Source organism: Streptomyces sp. NPDC057543 (assembly GCF_042801895.1).
Taxonomy (GTDB): Bacteria; Actinomycetota; Actinomycetes; order Streptomycetales; family Streptomycetaceae; genus Streptomyces.
Genome location: NZ_JBHVFF010000021.1, coordinates 27,677 through 48,102, shown reverse-complemented (window position 1 = coordinate 48,102; position 20,426 = coordinate 27,677). Strand labels below are relative to the sequence as shown.

Below are 20,426 nucleotides of genomic sequence, written 5' to 3'. Positions count from 1 at the left end.
GTCCGCAACACGCGGACCGGCCCCTTCGAAGCGTTCGTACCCGGTACACCAAGGACCCCGTACACCAAGAACTCGGTACACCAGCGGCTCAGAACACCAGCGGCTCAGAACACCGATTCAGTGCACCGGCTCGGTACGCACCGGCTCAGTACACCGGCTTCTCGGGCTCGATCTGGTTGACCCAGCCGATCACGCCACCGCCCACGTGTACCGCGTCTGCGAAGCCCGCCGACTTGAGGACCGCGAGGACCTCGGCGCTGCGGACACCGGTCTTGCAGTGCAGGACGATGCGCTTGTCCTGCGGGAGGTCCTGGAGGGCGTTGCCCATCAGGAACTCATTCTTCGGGATGAGCCGGGCGCCGGGGATCGAGACGATCTCGAACTCGTTCGGCTCACGGACGTCGATGATCTCGATCTTCTCGTCCGCGTCGATCCACTCCTTGAGCTGCTTCGGAGTGATCGTGGAGCCGAGCGCCGCCTCCTGGGCCTCCTCGGACACGACACCGCAGAAGGCCTCGTAGTCGATGAGCTCGGTGACGGTCGGGTTCTCGCCGCAGACCGCGCAGTCGGGGTCCTTGCGGACCTTGACCTGGCGGTACTGCATCTCCAGGGCGTCGTAGATCATCAGCCGGCCGACCAGCGGGTCGCCGATACCGGCGAGCAGCTTGATGGCCTCGGTGACCTGGATGGATCCGACCGAGGCGCAGAGCACCCCGAGCACGCCGCCCTCGGCGCAGGAGGGAACCATGCCCGGCGGGGGCGGCTCCGGGTAGAGGCAGCGGTAGCAGGGGCCGTGCTCGGACCAGAAGACGGACGCCTGGCCGTCGAACCGGTAGATCGAGCCCCAGATGTACGGCTTGTTCAGCAGTACGGCTGCGTCGTTGACCAAATAGCGGGTGGCGAAGTTGTCCGTGCCGTCCACGATCAGGTCGTACTGGGCGAAGATGTCCATCACGTTGTCGGCTTCGAGCCGCTCCTCGTGAAGGACCACGTTCACGTACGGGTTGATGCCCAGCACCGAGTCCTTGGCGGACTCGGCCTTGGAACGGCCGATGTCGGCCTGGCTGTGGATGATCTGGCGCTGCAGGTTCGACTCGTCGACCTCGTCGAACTCCACGATGCCGAGCGTGCCGACACCGGCGGCGGCCAGGTACATCAGGGCCGGCGAACCGAGACCACCGGCTCCGACACAGAGCACCTTCGCGTTCTTCAGCCGCTTCTGCCCGTCCATCCCCACATCCGGGATGATCAGGTGGCGGGAGTACCTGCGGACCTCGTCGACGGTGAGCTCAGCAGCTGGCTCGACCAGGGGTGGCAGCGACACAGGAACCTCAACAATGCAGGTGGTCGGTTTCTACGTACTTCAGCTACGTACGGTTGTTCTTGCCGTAACACTGCCACGCCGCTTCTCATTCCGAGATACCCGGTCCGATCCGCGAGACGATTTCGTCCCAGTACCCGGGCAGCACCGCGAATGGATCGGTTTGTCCGTGCCGCCCGTCCCGCCCGTGCTGTCCGTCCCGCCCGTGCCGCCCGTCCCGGTCCGTGAAGAAGATCGTGCCCGCGCCCTGCCAGCGGGCGATGCGCATGGCCTCTTCGAGATGAGTGCGCGGAACGCCGTGGACGAAGTGCGCGAACCGCTCCGGCGGATAGGCGGCGGTCCACTCCGCCACCTGTGACCAGCGGTAGTCGGTCCAGGGGCCGGAGAAGGTGACCAGCTGGTCGGCGGCCTCGGCGTAGCCCGGATGCGGATGGGTGCCCAGCCCCAGCACCAGCGGCCCGTGTCCCTCCCTGCCTTCGTCGTGTTCGAGGAGCGTGGCGAGTGTGCCGGTGAGACGGCGGACGGCCGGCAGTTCGGCACGGCCGGCCGGGCACCGGCCGAGATAGAAGCCGTCGACGCGGTACCAGTCGAGGAAGGACTGCGCGTCGGCGATCAGCTCCCCGAAGGAGCGGCTGCCGTAGGCCAGATCGAGATGGCCGAGCAGCCGGCCACCCGCGGCCCGGGCGGAGTCCTGCGGGGTCTCACCGTGCACGGCCCGTTCCCGGGCATTGCGGAGCCGGCCCGCGGCCTCCAGACAGTGCGGGTCGGGGCGGACACCCGGGCCGTCGTCGATGTTGAGGACCGCCCAGTGCAGCGGGGTGCCGGGGCGGATGAGCTCGGCCCACTCGGTGGGGGCGAGCAGCGGATGCGCGTAACCGGGGACGCCGAAGCCGAGTTGCTCGGCGCCGCCGGTCCGGCGGGCGGTGCCGGTGGAGGTCAGATACGGCACGCCGCCTCCATCCAGATGTCGGCCAGGGACTCCTCCAGATTGATCCGGGGGCGCCAGCCGAGCCGGTCCCTGGCGGTACGGACGTCGGCCTGCTGCCAGGCGCCGCAGCCGTCCGGGTAGGGGGACGGGGTTGCCGAGAGGTGCTCGACGACCGACTCGGTCGAGGACCGCGGGGCGCCGATGGGCAGCCGGGGCGGGGGCGCGTCGAGCTCGTGGAGCGCGCCCGCGTATCCGGCGACCCTGGCGAGGACGGAGGCCGCGTCCCGGAGCCGCACGGCGCGGCCGGTGGCGATGTTGACGACGCCCTGCGCCGCGGAGAGCGAGGCGGCGTGCACGGCGCGCGCGACATCACGTACGTCGACGAAGTCGCGCTGCACGCCGAGGCCGCTGAGCTTCAGTTCGCCGTCACCGGACTGCATGGCCCGGCGCATCGCCTCGGCGAGCCTGCCGAGCGGGGATCCGGCGGGGGTGCCGGGGCCGACCGGGGAGAAGACCCTCAGCACGACCGCGTCGAGCCCGGAGCCGAGGACGAGTTCGGTGGCGGCGAGCTTGCTGACGCCATACGGGCCGCCGGGGCGCGGAATCGCGTCCTCCGCGGTCGATGAGCCGGGCTGCGAGGGCCCGTACTCCGACGAACAGCCGACCTGGACGAGCCGGGCAGTGCAGCCGCTGCGCCGCATCGCCTCGCAGACGGTGGCGACGGCGACCGTGTTGTGGCGGGTCAGATCGCGGGCCCCGCCGCGGGTGGCGCCCGCGCAGTTGACGACGACGCCGGGGTGGACGGCGTCCAGGAAGCGGGTCAGCGCGCCGGGGCTGCCGCCGGCGAGGTCGAACCGCACGTCGGCGTCGTCGCCGCGGCCGAGCGCCGTGAGATGCACGGCGGGGTCGGCGAGCAGGCGGTCGGCCACGAACCGGCCGAGGAATCCATTGGCTCCGAGCAGCAGCACCCTCATCGCGTGCCCCCTCGGTGCCGACGGCGGGCTGCCGGTGCGGGGGATTCGGGGGTCATGTCCGGTGTCTCCTTGAGGAAGTGTGTGGTGCGGTACGAGGAACGCGCCCGCGGCGTCGGCTCCGTGGTGCCTGTGGGTGGTTCATGCGCGGGGCATGTGGGTGGTTCATGTAGGCGTGGTTCATATGGGGGTGGTTCTTCTTCGAGGGGCTTACGTGGGGGTGGTTCTTACGTGGGCGGATGCCCTGGACAGCAGGACGGCGGCGGTGATCAGCAGCCCGAGCGCGGCCGCCCCACAGGCGAGGGCGGGTACGGCTCCGGTGCCTGCCGCCATGACCAGGGCATCGACGGGGCGGGCGAGGAAGTGCAGGCCGGGCAGCCGTCCGGCCAGGACCAGGGCGGGTGCCAGCGCTTCGACGGCGCAGGCGCCGGCGAGTCCGGCGGTGGCGGGTTCGGGGAAGCCGTGCACGGCCAACAACCGGGCCAACAGGAGCAGCATCCCGAGCGCGGCCGCCCCCACGAAGGGGCCACCGCCCCCGTATCCCAGATGCGCGAGGTAGAGCAGACCGGCGAGGGCGCACAGGTGGAGCGCGACGGCTCCGAACAGCAGCGGGCGCACACCTGCGGCGAACTCCTCCAGTGCGCGGCTTCCGATCAGTTTGCGGTGTGCGTGTACGGAGAAGAGGTGCGCGCACCAGGCGGCCGGGGCGACGGAGAGCGCCAGCCCCAGCAGCGGTGCGGGGGTGACTGTCCAGGAGCCTTCGGGGCCACCGCTGAGCACTTGGTCGAGCAGCGCGTCGCCGTACAGGACATAGCCGAGGAGCCAGCAGCCGTACACATGGGCGGTGCCCGAGGAGCCGCCCACGGCGTGCAGGGGACCGCTGCGCAGGCTCAGGGCGAGGCCGACGAGCGCGACAAGCCCTCCGGTGAGGGCGATCGCGAGCCGTCCCTGACCGCCGAGTGTCCCCTCGGTGAGCCTCAGAGCGCCTGCGGTCGCGATGCAGGCGGCGCCCGGCGCCAGCGCGCGGAGCGACCAGGCGGCGCGTGTCCCGGTATCACGCTCCGGCGCGCGGAGCCCTGTCGCGGGCTCCCCCGCCACGGTGGGTACCCGGGCGAAGAGTTCCTCGGCGAGCGAGAAGACGTCGCGGTGCCGGTAGCGGGCGGCAGCGCGGTCGGTGACACCGTGGGCTTCGAGCCCGGCGGCGATCTCCAGCGGATCTACGGCGCGCTCGCACAGCTCACGATGGCGGTGCATCAGCGATCTCACGGGGTCGGCGGGGCCGCGGCGCGAGGCCGTGAGCTTGCGCGCCGGAGCGGCACCCGCGATCTCGGGGGCCCGGGGCGCGGCGGCCCGCACTTCGGCGGCGCTCCCTGTGGCGGCCCGCTCCTCGGGGGCTCGGTCCACCATGGCAGCCGGCTCCTTGGGGACTTGCCCCGTCACGGCCCGTTCCGTGGTGGCCGGCCCGGCCTGTTCCGTAGCGCCATCCTCTGCGGCGGTTACCTCCGCGGCGGTGTTCTCTGCAGTGGTGTCCTCCGCTGCGACTTCCTCAACGGCGGTCCCGGAGACCAGGGCCCGGGAGCGAAGGTCCCAGCTCCCGCCATTGGACGGCGGGGCGGGTGCGTCGGACACCTCGGTCGGGCGGCCCATCGTCTCTCTTCCGTGATCGTCGCCGACTGCGTCGGACCGTCCCGCTCCGTCACTGCGACCCGGCCGGTCCGTTCCCTGTTCACGCATCGCCGCCACCTGCTCCCCGCGCTCCCGCGCAGACGGCCGGGAGCTCGGCGGCCGAGCGGGGTGTGCGGTCGACCGGCCGTGACGCGCCGGCGCCCGAGGCCGTCCACGGGCCCAGGACCTGTGCCTCCGGCGGGGTGGCGAAGGGGCGCGGTCCGCCGTCGGCGTCCACCGCGTCGGCCTCCCTGCGCACCGGGGCGTGCGAGATCAGCTCCAGGTAGATGCCGCGATATGCCGCGAGGTTCTGTTCAACGGTGAAAAGTTCGAGCGCGCGGGCGCGCGCCGCCGCTCCGAGCCGTGCACGGCGCTCCGGGTCGCGCAGCAGCGCGAGGCAGGCGTCGGCGAGCGCCTTCGGGTTGCGCGGGGGCACCACGAGCCCGGTGCCGCCGATGACTTCGACCACCGCGCCGACGTCCGTCGACACCGTCGCCCGTCCGCAGAACATCGCCTCGACGAGACCGACGGGGAAGCCCTCGACCACGCTGGACAGGACGACGACCCCGCCCGCCCCATAGGCCTCCGGCAGACCCGGCACCTCGGCGCCGCCGATGTCCTCGAAGGAGACCGGGTTGTCGCCGACGGCGTGCGCGTCCGTGGCCTCGTCGGGGAACAACTGGGCGGCGAGCGCCCGGCAGTGCGCGAGGTACGTGACCCCCTCCGGACCCTGCGCCGCCGCACCGATGATCCGCAGCCGGGCGCCCGGTTCGGCCTTCCGTACCTCCGCGAAGGCGTGCAGCAGCGCGATCAGGTCCTTGGCGGGCTCGATCCGGCCGACCCAGACCAGGGTGTCGTCGGGACCGCTGTCGCCGCTCTCCCCCAGCGCCGTGAACCGGTCCGATTCCATGCCGGGGTAGAGGGTGCGCAGCTTCTCGCGCTCGGCACCGCACCGTTCCTGCCAGCGGCGGGCGTGCGTGTCACCGGGGGCGAGGATCTCAGCCTGCCGGTACACCTCGGCGGCGAGCCGTCCATGGAAACCGGCCAGCAGGGCGCGTACCGGCGCACTCAGAGACGTGTCGGCGGCGGCCAGGTAGTGCGCCCGCAGCCTCACGCCGTGCTCGGTGACGAGCAGCGGGACCCCGAAGAAGCGTTTGGCCAGCAGTCCCGGCAGAGCGGCGGCGCCGCCGGATGTGGCGTGGCAGAGGTCGACCGCGCCGAGGCTCTCCTCGCCGTACCAGTCGAGGGAGAGCGGACGCAGCACCCGGTCGAGCTCCCGGGCGAAGGCGAGGAGGTCGGGGACGGTAGCGGTCTGGACGGTGCGCCCGGTGCCCGGGGCACGGCAGGCGGCTTCGAGTACACGTACGGCGGTTTCGGAGCGGAGCGCCGCGGGAAGTCCCCCGTGTTCGCGGGCCAGTTCGGCGAGCCCGTAGAGCCCCTCCGTGAACTGCGCGTCCGCCGCACCGGCGGACGCGAGCCCCGCACGTCCTTGTTCACTCCGTTCGCAGGGAACCACGCTCCCGCTCACGTCTTCGCCACCGTCCGTCGCGGGCACCGCCCCGGCCGCACGCACCTCACCCGTCGCCCCCGCCGCACAGACCGAGGTCACGAGAGCCGTGAAGTGCGCTGTGAAGCGCCGTCGTTCGCGCCGCCCGTACGAGCGCCCGCCGCCGCCCGTCATCATCCGGGCGAGCAAACCCTTGGGGACGCGGGTGCCCGGGATGTCCTCGTCGGCCGCCCACAGCGGTGCCGTCCGCACCCGGCCGACCTGCGTCGGGAGCGGAACCCAGCCCCGCTCCTCCTGCTCGGCGGAGCGGCTGAGCGCGAAGAGATCGAACTCGTGCTGCGCGAGTCCGCGCACCAGACGGTCGCACCAGAGCCTGGACTCACCGGTCGCATACGGATAACCACCGTCGGTGAGGAGTCCGATCCGCACGAGTGCACCCCCGATCTCCCTTGTGGGCGGCCGCCGTTGAAATGGCGACTCACAGCGGGACGACCGTAAGCGGATACGCCGGTGGCGCGACGGACGGTTGTCCGTCGCACCACCGAAAGGGGTGAACCGTCGTAACTTTCCCACCACGACAGCGTTCTGTCGCGCTATGGGGGCGTTCGATCACACAGGGTCAGGCCGCAGTCAGCTCCTTGCGGGTTGCGCGGCGTACCGCCGCGAGCGCCGGATCGAGCGCGGGTACGGCCGCCAGGAGCTGCTTGGTGTACGGGTCCTGGGGGTCGCCGTACACCTGGTCCACCTCGCCCTCCTCGACGATCCGGCCCTGTCGCATGACGGCGACCCGGTCGCTGACCTGCCGTACGACGGCGAGATCGTGCGCGATGAAGACCAGGGCCAGCCCCAGTTCCCGCTGCAACTGCGCCAGCAGGGCGGTTACCTGGGCCTGGGTCGTGACGTCGAGCGCGGAGACGGCCTCGTCGCAGACGATCAGTTCCGGCTCGGCTGCCAGCGCGCGGGCGATCCCGACGCGCTGGCGCTGTCCGCCGCTGAACTCGTGCGGGTAGCGGTCGTACTGCTCGGAATCGAGCCCGACCCGCTTCAGCAGATCCCGTACCCGTGCCCGGATCACGGCCTCGTCGCGCTCCCCGGACGCCCGCAGCGGGTCGGCCACCGACTCGCCGATCGTGCGGCGCGGGTTGAGGGAGGAGACGGGGTCCTGGAAGACCATCTGTACCCGGGCCCGGCGGGTGAGCCGCCCGGAGGTGGGCTCCAGCAGTCCGACAAGCATCCGCCCGAGGGTGGTCTTGCCGCTGCCGCTCTCGCCGACGATGCCGAGCGTTTCGCCGCGGCGGACGGTGAGGGAGACACCGTCGACGGCCACGAGGGCGGACTTGCCCCGGCCGAACACCTGCCGGACGTCGGCGGCTTCGACGAGCGGCTCACTCCCGCCGTGAGCCGCGCCCTCGACCAGCCGCTCACTCCCGTCCCGAGCCGCGCCCTCGACCAGCCGCTCACTCCCGTCCCGAGCCGCGCCCTCGACCAGCCGCTCACTCCCGTCCCGAGCCGCGTCACGGGCGGGCGCCCCGGTCGCGCCCTCGATGGACACCCCGGCCGCGCCCTCGACGGACGTCCCGCCCACTGCCGCTGCCGGCTCCCCGTCCGAGGCCGCCGTGCGGGCCGAGATGCGCGGCACCGCCGCCAGCAGCGCCCGCGTGTACGGCTCGCGCGGCGCCACGAGCACCTCGCCCACCGGCCCCCGTTCCACCGCCCGTCCCGACTGCATCACCAGCACCTCGTCGACCGATTCGGCCGCCACGCCCACGTCGTGCGTGACCAGCAGCAGCCCCATGCCCGTCTCGTGCCGCAGATGGTGCAGCAGGTCCAGGATCTGGGCCTGGACGGTGACGTCCAGGGCGGTCGTCGGCTCGTCGGCGATCAGGAGCTTCGGCTCGCAGGCGAGGGCCATCGCGATCAGCGCCCGCTGCCGCATCCCGCCGGAGAACTCGTGCGGCCGGGACCGGGAACGCCGTACCGCGTCGGGAATCCCGACCCGGTCCAGCACCTCGACGGCCCGGGCCCGCGCCACCCGCCGGGAGGCCCGGTTGTGGACCCGGTACACCTGGGCGATCTGGTCGCCCACCGCGTAGTACGGGTCCAGCGACGACAGCGGGTCCTGGAACACCATCGCGGCCTTCGCACCCCGCAGCGCCCGCAGTTCCGCGTCGTCCGCCGCGTTCACGTCCACCCCGGCGACCCGGATCGAGCCGCCGACCCGCGCCCCGGTCCCCCGGTGCAGTCCGAGCAGGGCGTACGCCGACGCGCTCTTGCCGGAACCGGACTCACCCACCACGCCCAGCGCGCCACCGGCCTCCAGCGAGAACGACAGCTTCTCCACCGCCCGCACGTCGCCGAACGAGATCGAGAGATCGGAGACTTCGACCAGGCTCATGCCAGTACCACCCGTCGGTCGGCCATCGCCTGGAGTACGTCCGCGACGGCATTGGCAAGGACGACGACGAACCCGGTGACGAGCACCAGACCGACGACCACCGGAAGGTCCACGTGCTTCACGGCGTCGACGAGTTCGCGGCCGACCCCCGGAATCCCGAAGAGTGATTCGGTGAGTACGGCTCCGCCGAACATCGAGCCGATGTCCAGTGCGCCGAGCGCGATCACCGGCGCCAGCGCACCGCGCAGCGCGTGCCGCCCGACGAGCGCCCGCTCACTGACCCCGTACGCCCTGAAGGTGCGCACATGGTCCTCGGCCAGCGTCTCCAGCATCGAGGCCCGGGTCATCCGGGCGTACGGGGCCGCGGACACCAGCGCCAGCGAGATCCACGGCAGCAGCAGGTTCCACGCCCACTGTTCCGGGTCCTCGGTGAGGGGCACGTAATCCGGGAACGGCAGGATCTGGAGCGCCGTGACCAGGATGATGATCAGCAGCAGTCCGATGACGAAGACCGGGGTGGCCATGCCGGCCAGCGTGATCCCGGTGAGCACGCGCTCGGTCAGCCGGCCGCGCCGCCACACCGAGAGCAGCCCGGTGCCGACACCGAGCAGCGTCCACAGCACGAAGGCGCCGAGGGCGAGTGAGGCGGTGGCCGGGAGCTTGGCCAGGATCAGCTCGGTGACCTGCTGGTCGCTCTGGTACGAGAGTCCCAGGCAGGGGGCCTGGCAGTGCAGCACCCCGGTGCCGGTCGAGTAGTCGCGGCCGACGAAGAGCCCCTGGAGGAAGTGCGCGTACTGCGTGTACAACGGGTCGCCCAGGTGCAGCTGTTCGCTGACCTGTGCCACCTGTGCGGGCGAGCAGCGCGGACCGCAGGCGATCTGCGCGACGTTGCCGGGGGCGACGTAGAAGGCCGCGTAGACGACGATGCTGAGCGCGAGCAGCACGAAGAGCGCCCCGCCGAGGCGCCTGAGCAGGAACCACCTCATGCGTCTGCCTCCTTCTTGCGGCCGGTGCCGATCCGCAGCCGGGATGCGGCGCGCGGGTCGAGTGCGGTGCGTACGCCCTCACCGAGGACGGTCAGCGCCAGCACGGTGACGAAGAGCAGCAGGGCGGGGATCAGCAGATAGGTGGGCGCCGCCTGGTACCAGGTGTCGGCGTCGCTGAGCATCTGCCCCCAGGACGGCGTGGGCGGCTTGATGCCGACGCCGAGGAACGACAGCGCCGCTTCGACGACGATGTTGGAGGGGAAGAGCAGCACGGCGTACGTGATGACGGGCGCGGCCAGTGCGGGCAGCAGTTCGCGGCGGGCGATCTGCCAGGAACCCCAGCCGCTCAGCCGGGCCGCGGAGACATGGTCGAGCGATTTCAGCGCGAGGGTCTGGGCGCGCACGATCTTCGAGATGCCGGACCAGCCGACCAGGCCGATGATCACTGCGATCAGGACGGGGCGCGGGAAGCTCGTGGGTACGACGGCGAGCGCGCCGAGCGCGATCACCATGACCGGCAGCGCGACCACGACATCGGTGACCCGGCTGAGCGCCTGGTCGACGAAGCGGTTGCCGAGCCCGGCCGCGAGGCCGATGCCGACCCCGGTGATCACCTGGAGCAGGGTGGCGGCGAGCGCGACGCCGAGCGAGACCCGTGCCCCGTGGACCACCCGCGCGAACAGGTCGCGGCCGGTGAGCGGTTCGACGCCGAGCCAGTGTTCGGCGCTGATCCCGCCGAAGGAGCCGAGCGGCACCCCGCCGGTGGCGGAGTCGACGAGTTCGGGGTGGTACGTGGTGGGGTCCTGGCCCTCGATGCCCGCCAGCAGCGGCGCCGCGAGCGCGATGAGGACCAGCAGGGCGACGACGGCGGCCGCCACGAGCGCCGCGCGCCGGGCGCGCAGCCGCCGCCAGAACGGATGGCCCGCGGAGGCGGGGACCGTGGCGGTCCCCGCCTCCTCGATCAGTAGTGCTTCGGCCATGGTTACTTGACCGCGACCTGGGAGATGTCGAGCACACCGGTCCAGTCGCTGATCACGATGTTCTTGACGGACTCGCCGTACAGACGCTTGTAGACCGGGTGGAACAGCGGCACGGTCAGGGCCTGCTCACCGACCTTCTTGTCGAGCGCGCCCCAGCGCTTCGCGGCGGCGCTCAGGTCGGTCAGCTTGTTGATCTCGTCGATCTCCTTGTTGACCGCGGGGTCGTTCAGCTGGCCGGAGTTGAAGTTGTAGCCGGACTTGACGATCTGACGTCCGTCGAAGATCGGTGCGAAGAAGGGCCCGCCGGACGGCCAGTCGGCACCCCAGCCGCCGAGGAAGAAGCCGGGCTCGCTCTTCACGTTGTAGACCGTGTCGGAATAGTCGTTGCTCTCCAGGCCCCGGAGCTTGACGGTGATGCCGGCCTTCTTCAGCGCCTCCTGGAGCGCGGTGGCGATCTCCGGGCTCGTCGCGAAGTCCTTGTCGTTGGAGTGCGTGAGGGTGACGGTCAGCCCCTTGGGGTAGCCGGCCTCCTTCAGCAGTTCCTTGGCCTTGGCCGCGTTGCCGGACTTCCCGGCCGGGAAGTGGTCGTACGGGGTGTACCCGAAGGCCTTCTGGTCGGGCAGGAAGGTGGTGGCGGGTTCGGCGAGCGAGGAGCCGCCGGCCGCGTTGACCACGGAGGAGCGGTCGACGGCGTACGAGATCGCCCGGCGCACCTTCGGGTTGTCGAACGGCTTCACCTTCGGGTTGAAGGCGATGTAGTTGGTGTAACCGAAGTGGCCGGTGCCGACGCGGGCGGCGAGCTTCTTGTCGCCGGTGACCTTGGCGAGCTCGGCGGGGCCCAGGTTGGTGTCGGTGGTGACGGCGGCCGCGTCGGCGCCCTGCGAGGCGGACAGGCGCTGGTTGATGACGGCGGAGTCGAGCCCGGAGCGCACGTCGATCCGGTCGGGGTAGGCCTTGCGCTCCTCGTCGGTGGCGGCCGACCAGTGCGGGTTGCGCTCCAGGACGAGGCGCTCGCCGTCACCCTCGTTCTTGACGACCTTGTACGGACCCGAGGAGATCGGGTGCTCCTCGTACTTGGTGCCGGTGTCCTTGGCCTTCGGCACCGGGGTCGTCTGCGTCTGTGTGGCCAGGAAGGGGAATTCACCCTCCGGCTTGTCGAGGTGGAAGACGATCGTCTTCGCGTCGGGCGTCTCGATCGAGTCGAGGCCCTTCTTGTCCTTGTACGGGCCCTGGTAGTCGGCCCCGCCGATCAGCCAGTCACGCAGGTAGGGCGCGCCGCCGGAGAGTTCGGCGGCGAAGGAGCGCTCGATGCCGTACTTGATGTCGGCGCTCGTGATCGCGGTGCCGTCCTCGTACTTCAGGCCGTCCTTGAGGGTGTACGTCCACACGGTGGCGTTCTTGCTGGGTGTGCCCAGGTCGGTCGCCAGGTCGGGGACGACCTTCGCGCCGGCCGCGCCGTCCTCCCGGTTGCGGGTGGTGAGCGTACGGAAGACGAGGGACGGGACGTTGCCGCCGCCGGAGGTGTAGAGCCGTGCGGGGTCGAAGTCCTCCTGCGGCTTGCTGTTGAGGACGGTGAGTGTGCCGCCCTTCCGGGGCGTGCCCGCCGCGCCGGAGTTGCCGTCGCTGTCCTTGCTGTCCTTGGGCCCGCAGGCCGCGGCAGCCGCGGCAACGACGAGTACTGCGGTGGCCGCTGCCACGCGGCGCGATATGACGGACGGATGACGCATCGGAAGGTGACCTCTCGGAGTACTGCCTGAAGAAAAGAAACGGAGGGAATCTCCGTGCAGGCAGCAACGAGAGCGAGTGCACACAACCGGTCGGCACATGGAAGAGATGACCGGAACACTGAGACTGTCGCGCCTGCGGACGGAGTGCGCCCAGGCGCGGCAGTCGTGCATGGTTGTCCGGGCCGTTTCAGGGCTCGGGCAGAGGGCCGACGCGCGCTCGGGCAGGCGTCAGCAACAGTGGATGTCGGCGACGCTGTGCCCGGTCACGCCGATGAGCGCCAGCTCTATGGCGGCGCGTTCGGGGGTGACGGGGCTGCGTGACATGCCGAGAAATATGGATCACCCCCCAGGGGATGTCAACGCGGAATGAGACAACCATCTCAATATGCGGACAGCCATCCGGGTGTGGACGCACCGGTCGGCAGGTGACGGCGGAGCCCGGCTCGATCGACGAGACGGCCCGGCACGCCCCCGGCCCGGCCCTTTTCGATTCAACTTCCTGGATACACCCAGGCGTTGGGCCGGCACTTGATTCCGTCGATGTCCAGGGACTTCGTCTGCTGCTGCATCACCGGAGCGAGCGCTCCCGGCGTGCGGCAACTCACATGGTTGTGACCCAGCCGGTGACCGACCTCATGGTTGATCAGCATCTGGCGGTAGGCGAAGAGTTCGTCCGGGCCGAACGTAGACGACCCCTGCGCCCAGCGGTAGGCGTTGATCATCACGCGCTCGGTCGCCGCGGAGTCGCACGAGACGTTGTCCTCGGTCGTGTCCAGACCCGACTTCTTGCACCAGTCGCCGGTGGTCCCGGGACTGGCCAGGGTGATCACGAAATCGGGGTCGCCGGAGGAGATCCGCTCGAACGTCATGGCACCGTCGTGCGCCCAGCTGCGGTCGTCGTTGAGCGTGTCCTGGACGGCCCGGGCGAAGAGCGCGGCGTCGAGGCCGAGACCCTTCTCCACATCGATCCGGTAGCGGTACTTGTGCCCCTTGCCCGGGGCCTTCACCGTCCCCGGAACCGCCTCGAACTTTCCGGAGCCGTGCAGTCGAGGGGAGAGCGGGTAGGCCTTGGCCATCTTCTCCGCGTACGAAAGGGGCTTGGCCTGCGCCGACTTCGGGGTCGGCCGGCCGTCCGAGCGGGAGGTGCCGTCGACGCCGTCCCGGTCGACGCCCGTGGGCTGTGCGGCGCTGGTCCCGCCGCTGTCGTGGGCGACCTGCCCGGCCACGACCACCGCGAGCACGGTCGTCACCGCGGCGGCCGCTATGCCCGTGAACGTACGGCCCCGGGTTCCCTTGCCGTCCCGGCCGGTCTCGGTGGGAGTCGGCGCGGCGGCGCCGACGCGCGGCGGCTGCTCGGCCCACTCGCCGACCGAGCTGTGCGGGTCGGCCGGCCGGGCCGGCGGGACGACGGGCCCACGAGGCGCGGGCGGAGCGGGTGGAGAGTCGAACGCCTCGACGAACTCGTGCCGCGGACCGGGTATCAGCGGCCGGGTGCCGACCGGTGGTTGACGCCGGGGCACCGCCTGCTGCGGCCCGGTCCCCCAGCCGCCGCCGGGCTCACGCTGCTCGGGGTGGCCACCGCGGACGTGGCCGATCTGCTGGAACGGGGTGTGCCCGTCGGCCCCGGCCGGTACGTCGGCCACCCGCCGGCGCCGCCCGCTGCCGGGCCCCGGGTGGACGCTCTCACGACCGCCGCCCTCGTTCGCGAGAGCGGCCTCGATATCGGGGCCCGCGGGTTCGGGGCCTTTTCGGCTATGTCGTCCCACGCCCCGGATCAGCTCCTGCCGCGTTCGTCGAGCAGTTCCCGGAACGCCTGGGCGACCACCTCCGGGTACTCCATCATCGCCACGTGCCCCGCGTCGGGCAGCGTCAGCAGCCGCGAGTCACGGAACGCCGCGGACGCCCTGCGTGCCATCCGGTACGAGACGAGCTGGTCCCGTCCGCCGTACACGAGCTGGGTCGGTGCGAGCACCCGCTCGGCCTGGCGCCACAGTCCGTGCTGACCGCCGAGCGTGTACGCATCGACGATGCCACGTGCCGAGCGGGCCATCGCGTCCCAGAAGTACGGCAGTTCCAGCCGGTGCTCCATTTCGGCCACCGCTTCGCGGAAGCCGGACTCGGAGACGCGCGCCGGATCGCCGTAACAGAGTGCCATGACACCGCGTGTGCGCTCCTGAGCGGTCCAGTCCCTGGTCATCCGGGCGAACAGCGACGCGACGCCCGGAACGGCGAGCAGTGCGGTCGGTGCGGCCGTCCGCTGCACCCGGATCTCGGGGAGCGCGGGTGAGATGAGGGTGAGGGTGCTCACCAGGTCGGGGCGGACCGCGGCGACCCGGGTGGCCACGGCACCGCCCAGCGAATTGCCGAACAGATGGACGGGCCCGCGCTCCGCCGCGTCGAGGAACCGGATCACGGCGCGCGCGTGGCCGGTGACCGAGTAGTTGCCGTCGTCGGGCGGCGGCGAATCACCGAAACCGGGCAGGTCGACCGCCTCGCCGTCCACCACGTTCTGGAGCAACGGCATCAGCGCCGACCAGTTCCGCGAGGAGCCGCCGAGCCCGTGGACGTAGAGCGCGGGCGGCAGCCCGGTGCGCTCCGACGGCCGGGAACGGACGGTCAGCGTCAGCCCGGGCAGCGCGACGGAGCGCAGCTCCTCCCCCTCCGTGGCCCCGATGGTGCTCACCGTCGGAGCCACTGCGGCGGCGGCGCGGACTCCCGGCAGCTCGGTCGAAGACATGCGGCAATGTTACGAGACGATCACACCGCGGTTCATGTGTTCGCGGTCACAGATCGCATAGCGGCTTGAGGGGCTAGCTCCTAGGCTCGAAGCAAGGAAGGGAGTCACCATGTCGGTCGACCCCAGCGACCCGGAGACCTTCGAGGACGTCCAGCCGGACGAACCGGACGAGGAGACACCCCGGGCGGACGCCGCCGAGCAGCGGACCGATCTCCAGCAGCGGCGCGACGAACCGCTCACGCACATCGACCGTGACCGTGCCAATGTGGCGGATGCGGCCGAGCAGGCTCGTGTTGTCACACAGGATGAAGACGATTACCGCTAGTACGACCCACTTTGCCCCACTGGTCGACGAATCTGTGGCTACCGCAGTCGTCCGGTCCGTGAAATTCTGCGTCCGCGCCGCGCGTACCCGGGTTACCCGAAAGTACGATGGCTGTGTGGCGCAGCGTGCACGTGAAAGCTGTGTCGGATCACAAATTTGGGAGGCGGCGTGACAGCCATCGAGCAGACCGAGGCGGCGCGCCCGCGAGGCACTCGACTGCCTCGCCGCGCCCGACGCAACCAGCTGCTGGGCGCCGCGCAGGAAGTATTCGTGGCGCAGGGGTACCACTCCGCCGCGATGGACGACATCGCGGAACGCGCCGGGGTCAGCAAGCCGGTGCTCTATCAGCACTTCCCGGGCAAGCTGGAGCTCTATCTGGCCCTGCTCGACCAGCACTGCGAGTCGCTGCTCCAGGCGGTCCGTACGGCACTGGCGTCGACGACCGACAACAAGCTGCGCGTCGCCGCGACGATGGACGCGTACTTCGCGTACGTCGAGGACGAGGGCGGCGCCTTCCGGCTGGTCTTCGAGTCGGACCTGACCAACGAGCCGGCGGTGCGCGAGCGCGTCGACCGGGTCTCGCTGCAGTGCGCAGAGGCGATCTCCGACGTCATCGCCGGTGACACGGGACTGTCCAAGGACGAGTCCATGCTGCTGGCGGTGGGTCTGGGCGGTGTCTCCCAGGTCGTCGCCCGCTACTGGCTCTCCAGTCGGTCCGCGATCCCGCGCGACACGGCTGTGCAGCTGCTCACCTCACTGGCCTGGCGGGGTATCGCGGGCTTCCCGCTGCACGGCTTCGATCAGCACTGACGGTGCCGGCCGGGCGCGCCCGCCGCCCGTGTTCGCTGCGGGCGTTGCCCACCGGCCCTTGGCGGCTCCCCTCAGCGGGCTAATGTGTGCTGCGTACGGCGCGGTTCACCGCGCAGGGACTGACCGTCGGAGGGACATAGCCGTGGAGGTCAAGATCGGGGTGCAGCACACGCCCCGGGAGATCGTTCTGGAGAGCGGGCTTTCCGCCGAAGAGGTCGAGAGCACGGTCGCCGAGGCGCTCACCGGTAAGGCGCAGCTGCTCAGCCTCACGGACGAGAAGGGCCGTAAGGTCCTGGTGCCGGCCGACCGGATCGCGTACGTGGAGATCGGCGAGCCCAGCACGCGGCGCGTGGGCTTCGGCGCGCTGTAGGCGACACGCTCGACGCAGTGGTCGTGCGAGCGGCCCGGTGGGAACCCCCACCGGGCCGCTTTCCATTTTGCGGTGGGTTCCGTCGGCCGTTTTCGTCCGGCGGGTTTGCGTCGGGCGGGCGATTCCTGTGCGAACCCTGTCCGGGGAGGGTTGCGTGCCGCACCCCTCGGGTAGTACCGCTAACGACCGATCCACCCGCCCCGCAACACGCGAGGTGATCATCTGTGATCTTGGAACCTCTCGGCTCCGTCGTACTCGGACTCGCCCTTGCCTGGGTGGCGCTCCGCTCGCTGCCGGACCGGCTTCCGTCCCGCCGTGCCGTCCTCACCACCGGCGCTCTGGGAGCCCTGTTCGGCGCTTTTCTCATGCATTCGGTGCTGGGCCCCGGCCACCTCGTGGCCACGCTGATCGGCGCGGCGCTGATCGGCGCCGTGACGCTCTCGTTGCTGGTCCGCCCCCGCAGCCACCACCTGAGCCGCTCAGCAGCGGCCTGAGACCGTCCGGGGCCCGCCCGTGAGGACGGGACAACCGGACGGGCCGGGTGTAGCGGCTACGCCGCCAGTCCGAGCGCGGCCATCCGCTTGGTGTGCGCCTCGGTGATCCGCGAGAACATCCGCCCGACCTCCGCCAGGTCGAACCCGTCCGCCACACCCCCGACGAGCATCGTCGACAGCGCGTCGCGGTCGGCCACCACCCGCTGGGCCTGCGAGAGCGCCTCGCCCATCAGCCGCCGCGCCCACAGCGCGAGCCGGCCACCGACCCGCGGGTCGGCCTCGATCGCCGCGCGCACCTTCTCCACGGCGAAGTTGCCGTGTCCGGTGTCGTCGAGCACGGCGAGGACGAGGGAGCGGGTGTCCGAGTCGAGCCGGGCGGCGACCTCGCGGTAGAAGTCACTGGCGATCGAGTCGCCCACGTACGCCTTGACCAGGCCCTCCAGCCAGTCGGACGGCGCGGTCTGGCGGTGGAAGTCGTCGAGCGCCTTGGCGAACGGCTCCATCGCGCCCGTCGGCTCCACATCGATCGCGGTCAGCCGGTCCGTCAGCCGCTCGAAGTGATGGAATTCGGCGGAGGCCATCTTTGCCAGCTCCGCCTTGTCGGCCAGCGTCGGCGCGAGTTTCGCGTCCTCGGCGAGCCGCTCGAAAGCCGCCAGCTCCCCGTACGCGAGTGCTCCCAGCAGGTCCACGACTGCTGCCCGGTACTGCGGCTCCACGGATGCGGTGGCCCAGTCCTGGGCGGCGATTCCGGTGAGTACGGGGGTTTCATTGGCGTTGTCAGGCGTCTCCATGAAGCGCAGAATAGCCCGCCGGGCAGGGCGCGGAAGGGCCTGGTCAGTCAGTGACCCCACACCGTTCCGACGAATTCGCCCAACACACATGCGCGAATCCGGGGTACAGTGGTATTGCGGCTACTGAGTATTTTGGATGTATCGGTAGCGCGAAATTGAATGAGGATGCCCGGTCGGTGGCCCGATCGGCTCCGACCCGACAGCCCTCCACGCGAGGCGTACGCCACGTACGACCGCAGATGAGGGGCCCCCTCAGCGGCACGAGCGCTCGAGCGACGGCAGTGGTCCCGCGCCACCCGGCCCATCCACGGCCGGATGACCAACCCCGGCACGGTACGACCCCCAGCGTTCGCCTCGGACCGCGTCTCACAGAAGAGGCAGCACCCTGACTACGTTCCGAGACCTCGGGATTCTTCCCGAGACGGCCGAGGCCCTTGAGGCCGTCGGCATTGTGTCCCCGTTCCCCATCCAGGAGATGACGCTCCCCGTCGCACTCTCCGGCTCCGACGTGATCGGACAGGCCAAGACCGGTACCGGCAAGACGCTCGGTTTCGGTCTTCCGCTGCTGGAGCGCGTCACCGTCCCCGCGGACGTCGAGGCGGGCCGGGCCGAGCCCGAGCAGCTGACCGAGGCGCCGCAGGCGCTGGTCGTCGTCCCCACCCGCGAGCTCTGTCAGCAGGTCACCAACGACCTGCTGACCGCCGGCAAGGTGCGTAACGTCCGCGTTCTCGCCATCTACGGCGGCCGCGCGTACGAGCCGCAGGTCGAGGCCCTGAAGAAGGGCGTCGATGTGATCGTCGGCACCCCGGGCCGCCTGCTCGACCTGGCCGGACAGCGCAAGCTCGACCTCTCGCACGTCCGCTCGCTCGTGCTCGACGAGGCCGACGAGATGCTCGACCTGGGCTTCCTGCCCGATGTCGAGAAGATCATCACCATGCTTCCCTCGAAGCGCCAGACGATGCTGTTCTCGGCGACCATGCCGGGCGCCGTCATCGGCCTCGCGCGCCGCTACATGTCGCAGCCGACGCACATCCGCGCCACCTCGCCCGACGGTGAGGGCGCGACCGTAGCGAACATCTCGCAGCACGTCTTCCGGGCCCACTCGATGGACAAGCCCGAGATGGTCTCCCGCATACTGCAGGCCAACGGCCGCGGACTCGCGATGATCTTCTGCCGTACGAAGCGCACGGCCGCCGACATCGCCGAGCAGCTGGAGAAGCGCGGTTTCGCGTCCGGCGCGGTCCACGGCGACCTGGGCCAGGGCGCGCGTGAGCAGGCGCTGCGCGCGTTCCGCAACGGCAAGGTGGACGTGCTGGTCTGTACCGACGTCGCGGCCCGCGGTATCGATGTCGAGGGTGTGACCCACGTCATCAACTATCAGTCCCCGGAGGACGAGAAGACGTACCTCCACCGCATCGGCCGGACCGGCCGCGCCGGTGCCAAGGGCATCGCGATCACGCTGGTCGACTGGGACGACATCCCGCGCTGGCAGCTCATCAACAAGGCGCTCGACCTGAAGTTCAACGACCCGGTCGAGACGTACTCCACGTCGCCGCACCTCTTCGAGGAGCTCGACATCCCGGCCGGCACCAAGGGTGTCCTGCCGCGTGCCGAGCGGACCCGTGCGGGCCTGCGCGCCGAGGAGGTCGAGGACCTCGGCGAGACGGGCGGCCGCGGCCGCAAGTCCGCCGCGTCGTCGGCGCCCGCCGTCCGCGAGGAGCGTGCGCCGCGGACGCCGCGTCAGCGCCGTCGTACGCGGGGCGGCTCCGCCCTCTCCGCCGTCGAGACCACCGCCACGGTCCCCGCACCGTCCACCGAGGTGGCCGAGGACGCTGCGTCGGAGCCGCGTACGCCGCGCCGTCGTCGCCGCACCCGCGTCGGCGCCGCGGACGTCGCGGCGGAGGCCGCGGTGAGCACGGTGGAGGCTCCGGCCGCCGCCGTCGCGACGAAGACCGAGGTCAAGGCCGAGGCCGAGGTCGAGGCCGAGGTCGAGGCCGAGGTCGAGGCCGAGCCCGCGACCGAGGTCAAGCCGCGCCGCCGCCGCGCCCGGACCGCCGTGGTGAAGCCGGTGGCGGAGGAGGTCGACTTCCAGATCGCCCCCATCGCCGACCCGGTGCCCGAGACGAAGACGGTGACGAAGCCGCGTCGCCGCGCCCGCGTCATCAAGCCGGTCGAGGACGAGGTCGACTTCCAGATCGCGCCGATCTCCGAGCCCACCCCGGAGACCAAGCCGCGCCGCCGCACCCGTGCGGCCGCCAAGCCGAAGACGGAGACCGTGGCGCAGGCCCCGGCCGCCGAGGGCGAGGCGAAGCCGCGGAGGCGGCGGGCGCCGCGAGCGACTGCCGCCAGGACCGAGGGCTGAGTGCGCGACGCCGGTTGAGCCGGGGCTCCGCCCCGGACCCGCTCCTCGTCCTCCCCA

18 protein-coding genes are annotated in these 20,426 nt (G+C 71.1%); 5 read left to right on the top strand and 13 right to left on the bottom strand.

Annotated elements, in window-relative coordinates; all coding sequences use genetic code 11:
• Positions 1–145: 145 nt before the first annotated feature.
• The 12 genes from moeZ to ACFU8Q_RS06420 form a co-directional block, all read right to left on the bottom strand.
• Positions 146–1,324: an adenylyltransferase/sulfurtransferase MoeZ gene (gene moeZ, locus ACFU8Q_RS06475; RefSeq protein WP_114246509.1), complete on the bottom strand. Its 1,179-nt coding sequence runs from the start codon at positions 1,322–1,324 to the stop codon at positions 146–148.
• A gap of 85 nt (positions 1,325–1,409) precedes the next feature.
• Positions 1,410–2,270: a spherulation-specific family 4 protein gene (locus ACFU8Q_RS06470; protein ID WP_384448636.1), complete on the bottom strand. Its 861-nt coding sequence runs from the start codon at positions 2,268–2,270 to the stop codon at positions 1,410–1,412.
• A complete protein-coding gene (locus tag ACFU8Q_RS06465) occupies positions 2,258–3,223 on the bottom strand; it encodes an NAD-dependent epimerase/dehydratase family protein (RefSeq protein ID WP_384448633.1) in 966 nt (321 codons plus the stop codon). Before ACFU8Q_RS06465 ends, ACFU8Q_RS06470 begins: the two co-directional genes overlap by 13 nt.
• A gap of 207 nt (positions 3,224–3,430) precedes the next feature.
• The gene (locus tag ACFU8Q_RS06460; RefSeq protein ID WP_384448630.1) at positions 3,431–4,627 is read right to left on the bottom strand and encodes a hypothetical protein; all 1,197 of its coding nucleotides are present in this window, start codon (positions 4,625–4,627) and stop codon (positions 3,431–3,433) included.
• A gap of 319 nt (positions 4,628–4,946) precedes the next feature.
• On the bottom strand, positions 4,947–6,821 hold the full coding sequence (locus tag ACFU8Q_RS06455; protein WP_384448627.1) for a DUF3492 domain-containing protein: 1,875 nt from the start codon (positions 6,819–6,821) through the stop codon (positions 4,947–4,949).
• 190 nt (positions 6,822–7,011) lie between these two features.
• Positions 7,012–8,787 carry a dipeptide ABC transporter ATP-binding protein gene (locus ACFU8Q_RS06450; protein WP_384448625.1) on the bottom strand — a complete coding sequence of 592 codons (1,776 nt, stop codon included), beginning with the start codon at positions 8,785–8,787 and terminating at the stop codon, positions 7,012–7,014.
• Positions 8,784–9,773, bottom strand: coding sequence for an ABC transporter permease (locus ACFU8Q_RS06445; protein WP_384448622.1), 990 nt, complete (start codon positions 9,771–9,773; stop codon positions 8,784–8,786). The genes ACFU8Q_RS06450 and ACFU8Q_RS06445 overlap by 4 nt, the downstream gene beginning before the upstream one ends.
• Positions 9,770–10,753 carry an ABC transporter permease gene (locus ACFU8Q_RS06440; protein ID WP_384448619.1) on the bottom strand — a complete coding sequence of 328 codons (984 nt, stop codon included), beginning with the start codon at positions 10,751–10,753 and terminating at the stop codon, positions 9,770–9,772. The genes ACFU8Q_RS06445 and ACFU8Q_RS06440 overlap by 4 nt, the downstream gene beginning before the upstream one ends.
• Positions 10,754–10,755: 2 nt before the next feature.
• Positions 10,756–12,480, bottom strand: a complete 1,725-nt coding sequence (locus ACFU8Q_RS06435; protein WP_384448616.1) for an ABC transporter substrate-binding protein — start codon at positions 12,478–12,480, stop codon at positions 10,756–10,758.
• Between the two features lie 228 nt (positions 12,481–12,708).
• Complete coding sequence (locus ACFU8Q_RS06430) at positions 12,709–12,804, bottom strand: Ms4533A family Cys-rich leader peptide (RefSeq protein WP_322110005.1); 96 nt, start codon at positions 12,802–12,804, stop codon at positions 12,709–12,711.
• Between the two features lie 167 nt (positions 12,805–12,971).
• A complete protein-coding gene (locus ACFU8Q_RS06425; RefSeq protein WP_384448614.1) occupies positions 12,972–14,246 on the bottom strand; it encodes a DUF3152 domain-containing protein in 1,275 nt (424 codons plus the stop codon).
• 8 nt (positions 14,247–14,254) lie between these two features.
• The gene (locus ACFU8Q_RS06420) at positions 14,255–15,217 is read right to left on the bottom strand and encodes an alpha/beta hydrolase (protein ID WP_384448611.1); all 963 of its coding nucleotides are present in this window, start codon (positions 15,215–15,217) and stop codon (positions 14,255–14,257) included.
• A gap of 109 nt (positions 15,218–15,326) precedes the next feature.
• Between ACFU8Q_RS06420 and ACFU8Q_RS06415 the strand changes: the two genes are divergently transcribed.
• The 4 genes from ACFU8Q_RS06415 (at position 15,327) to ACFU8Q_RS06400 (ending at position 17,216) form a co-directional block, all read left to right on the top strand.
• A complete protein-coding gene (locus ACFU8Q_RS06415) occupies positions 15,327–15,542 on the top strand; it encodes a hypothetical protein (protein WP_266748386.1) in 216 nt (71 codons plus the stop codon).
• 168 nt (positions 15,543–15,710) lie between these two features.
• Positions 15,711–16,352 carry a TetR/AcrR family transcriptional regulator gene (locus tag ACFU8Q_RS06410; protein WP_384448608.1) on the top strand — a complete coding sequence of 214 codons (642 nt, stop codon included), beginning with the start codon at positions 15,711–15,713 and terminating at the stop codon, positions 16,350–16,352.
• A 142-nt stretch (positions 16,353–16,494) separates the two neighbouring features.
• Positions 16,495–16,722: a DUF3107 domain-containing protein gene (locus ACFU8Q_RS06405; protein ID WP_218105578.1), complete on the top strand. Its 228-nt coding sequence runs from the start codon at positions 16,495–16,497 to the stop codon at positions 16,720–16,722.
• Positions 16,723–16,946: 224 nt separating this feature from the next.
• Positions 16,947–17,216, top strand: coding sequence for a hypothetical protein (locus ACFU8Q_RS06400; protein WP_384448605.1), 270 nt, complete (start codon positions 16,947–16,949; stop codon positions 17,214–17,216).
• Positions 17,217–17,272: 56 nt separating this feature from the next.
• Here the strand turns inward: ACFU8Q_RS06400 and ACFU8Q_RS06395 are convergent, their stop codons facing one another.
• Entirely contained in the window at positions 17,273–18,007 is a 735-nt protein-coding gene (locus tag ACFU8Q_RS06395; protein WP_384448602.1) for a ferritin-like fold-containing protein, read from the bottom strand.
• Between the two features lie 475 nt (positions 18,008–18,482).
• Here ACFU8Q_RS06395 and ACFU8Q_RS06390 point away from each other — a divergent pair, with 475 nt between their 5' ends.
• Positions 18,483–20,369, top strand: coding sequence for a DEAD/DEAH box helicase (locus ACFU8Q_RS06390; RefSeq protein WP_384448599.1), 1,887 nt, complete (start codon positions 18,483–18,485; stop codon positions 20,367–20,369).
• Positions 20,370–20,426 lie beyond the last annotated feature (57 nt).

Coding starts and splice junctions, on each gene's coding strand:
- ACFU8Q_RS06465 (WP_384448633.1), bottom strand. CDS start 3,223: ATGAGGGTGCTGCTGCTCGGAGCCAATGGATTCCTCGGCCGGTTCGTG.
- ACFU8Q_RS06460 (WP_384448630.1), bottom strand. CDS start 4,627: ATGGTGGACCGAGCCCCCGAGGAGCGGGCCGCCACAGGGAGCGCCGCC.
- ACFU8Q_RS06450 (WP_384448625.1), bottom strand. CDS start 8,787: ATGAGCCTGGTCGAAGTCTCCGATCTCTCGATCTCGTTCGGCGACGTG.
- ACFU8Q_RS06445 (WP_384448622.1), bottom strand. CDS start 9,773: ATGAGGTGGTTCCTGCTCAGGCGCCTCGGCGGGGCGCTCTTCGTGCTG.
- ACFU8Q_RS06440 (WP_384448619.1), bottom strand. CDS start 10,753: ATGGCCGAAGCACTACTGATCGAGGAGGCGGGGACCGCCACGGTCCCC.
- ACFU8Q_RS06435 (WP_384448616.1), bottom strand. CDS start 12,480: ATGCGTCATCCGTCCGTCATATCGCGCCGCGTGGCAGCGGCCACCGCA.
- ACFU8Q_RS06430 (WP_322110005.1), bottom strand. CDS start 12,804: ATGTCACGCAGCCCCGTCACCCCCGAACGCGCCGCCATAGAGCTGGCG.
- ACFU8Q_RS06420 (WP_384448611.1), bottom strand. CDS start 15,217: ATGTCTTCGACCGAGCTGCCGGGAGTCCGCGCCGCCGCCGCAGTGGCT.
- ACFU8Q_RS06415 (WP_266748386.1), top strand. CDS start 15,327: ATGTCGGTCGACCCCAGCGACCCGGAGACCTTCGAGGACGTCCAGCCG.
- ACFU8Q_RS06395 (WP_384448602.1), bottom strand. CDS start 18,007: ATGGAGACGCCTGACAACGCCAATGAAACCCCCGTACTCACCGGAATC.
- ACFU8Q_RS06390 (WP_384448599.1), top strand. CDS start 18,483: ATGACGCTCCCCGTCGCACTCTCCGGCTCCGACGTGATCGGACAGGCC.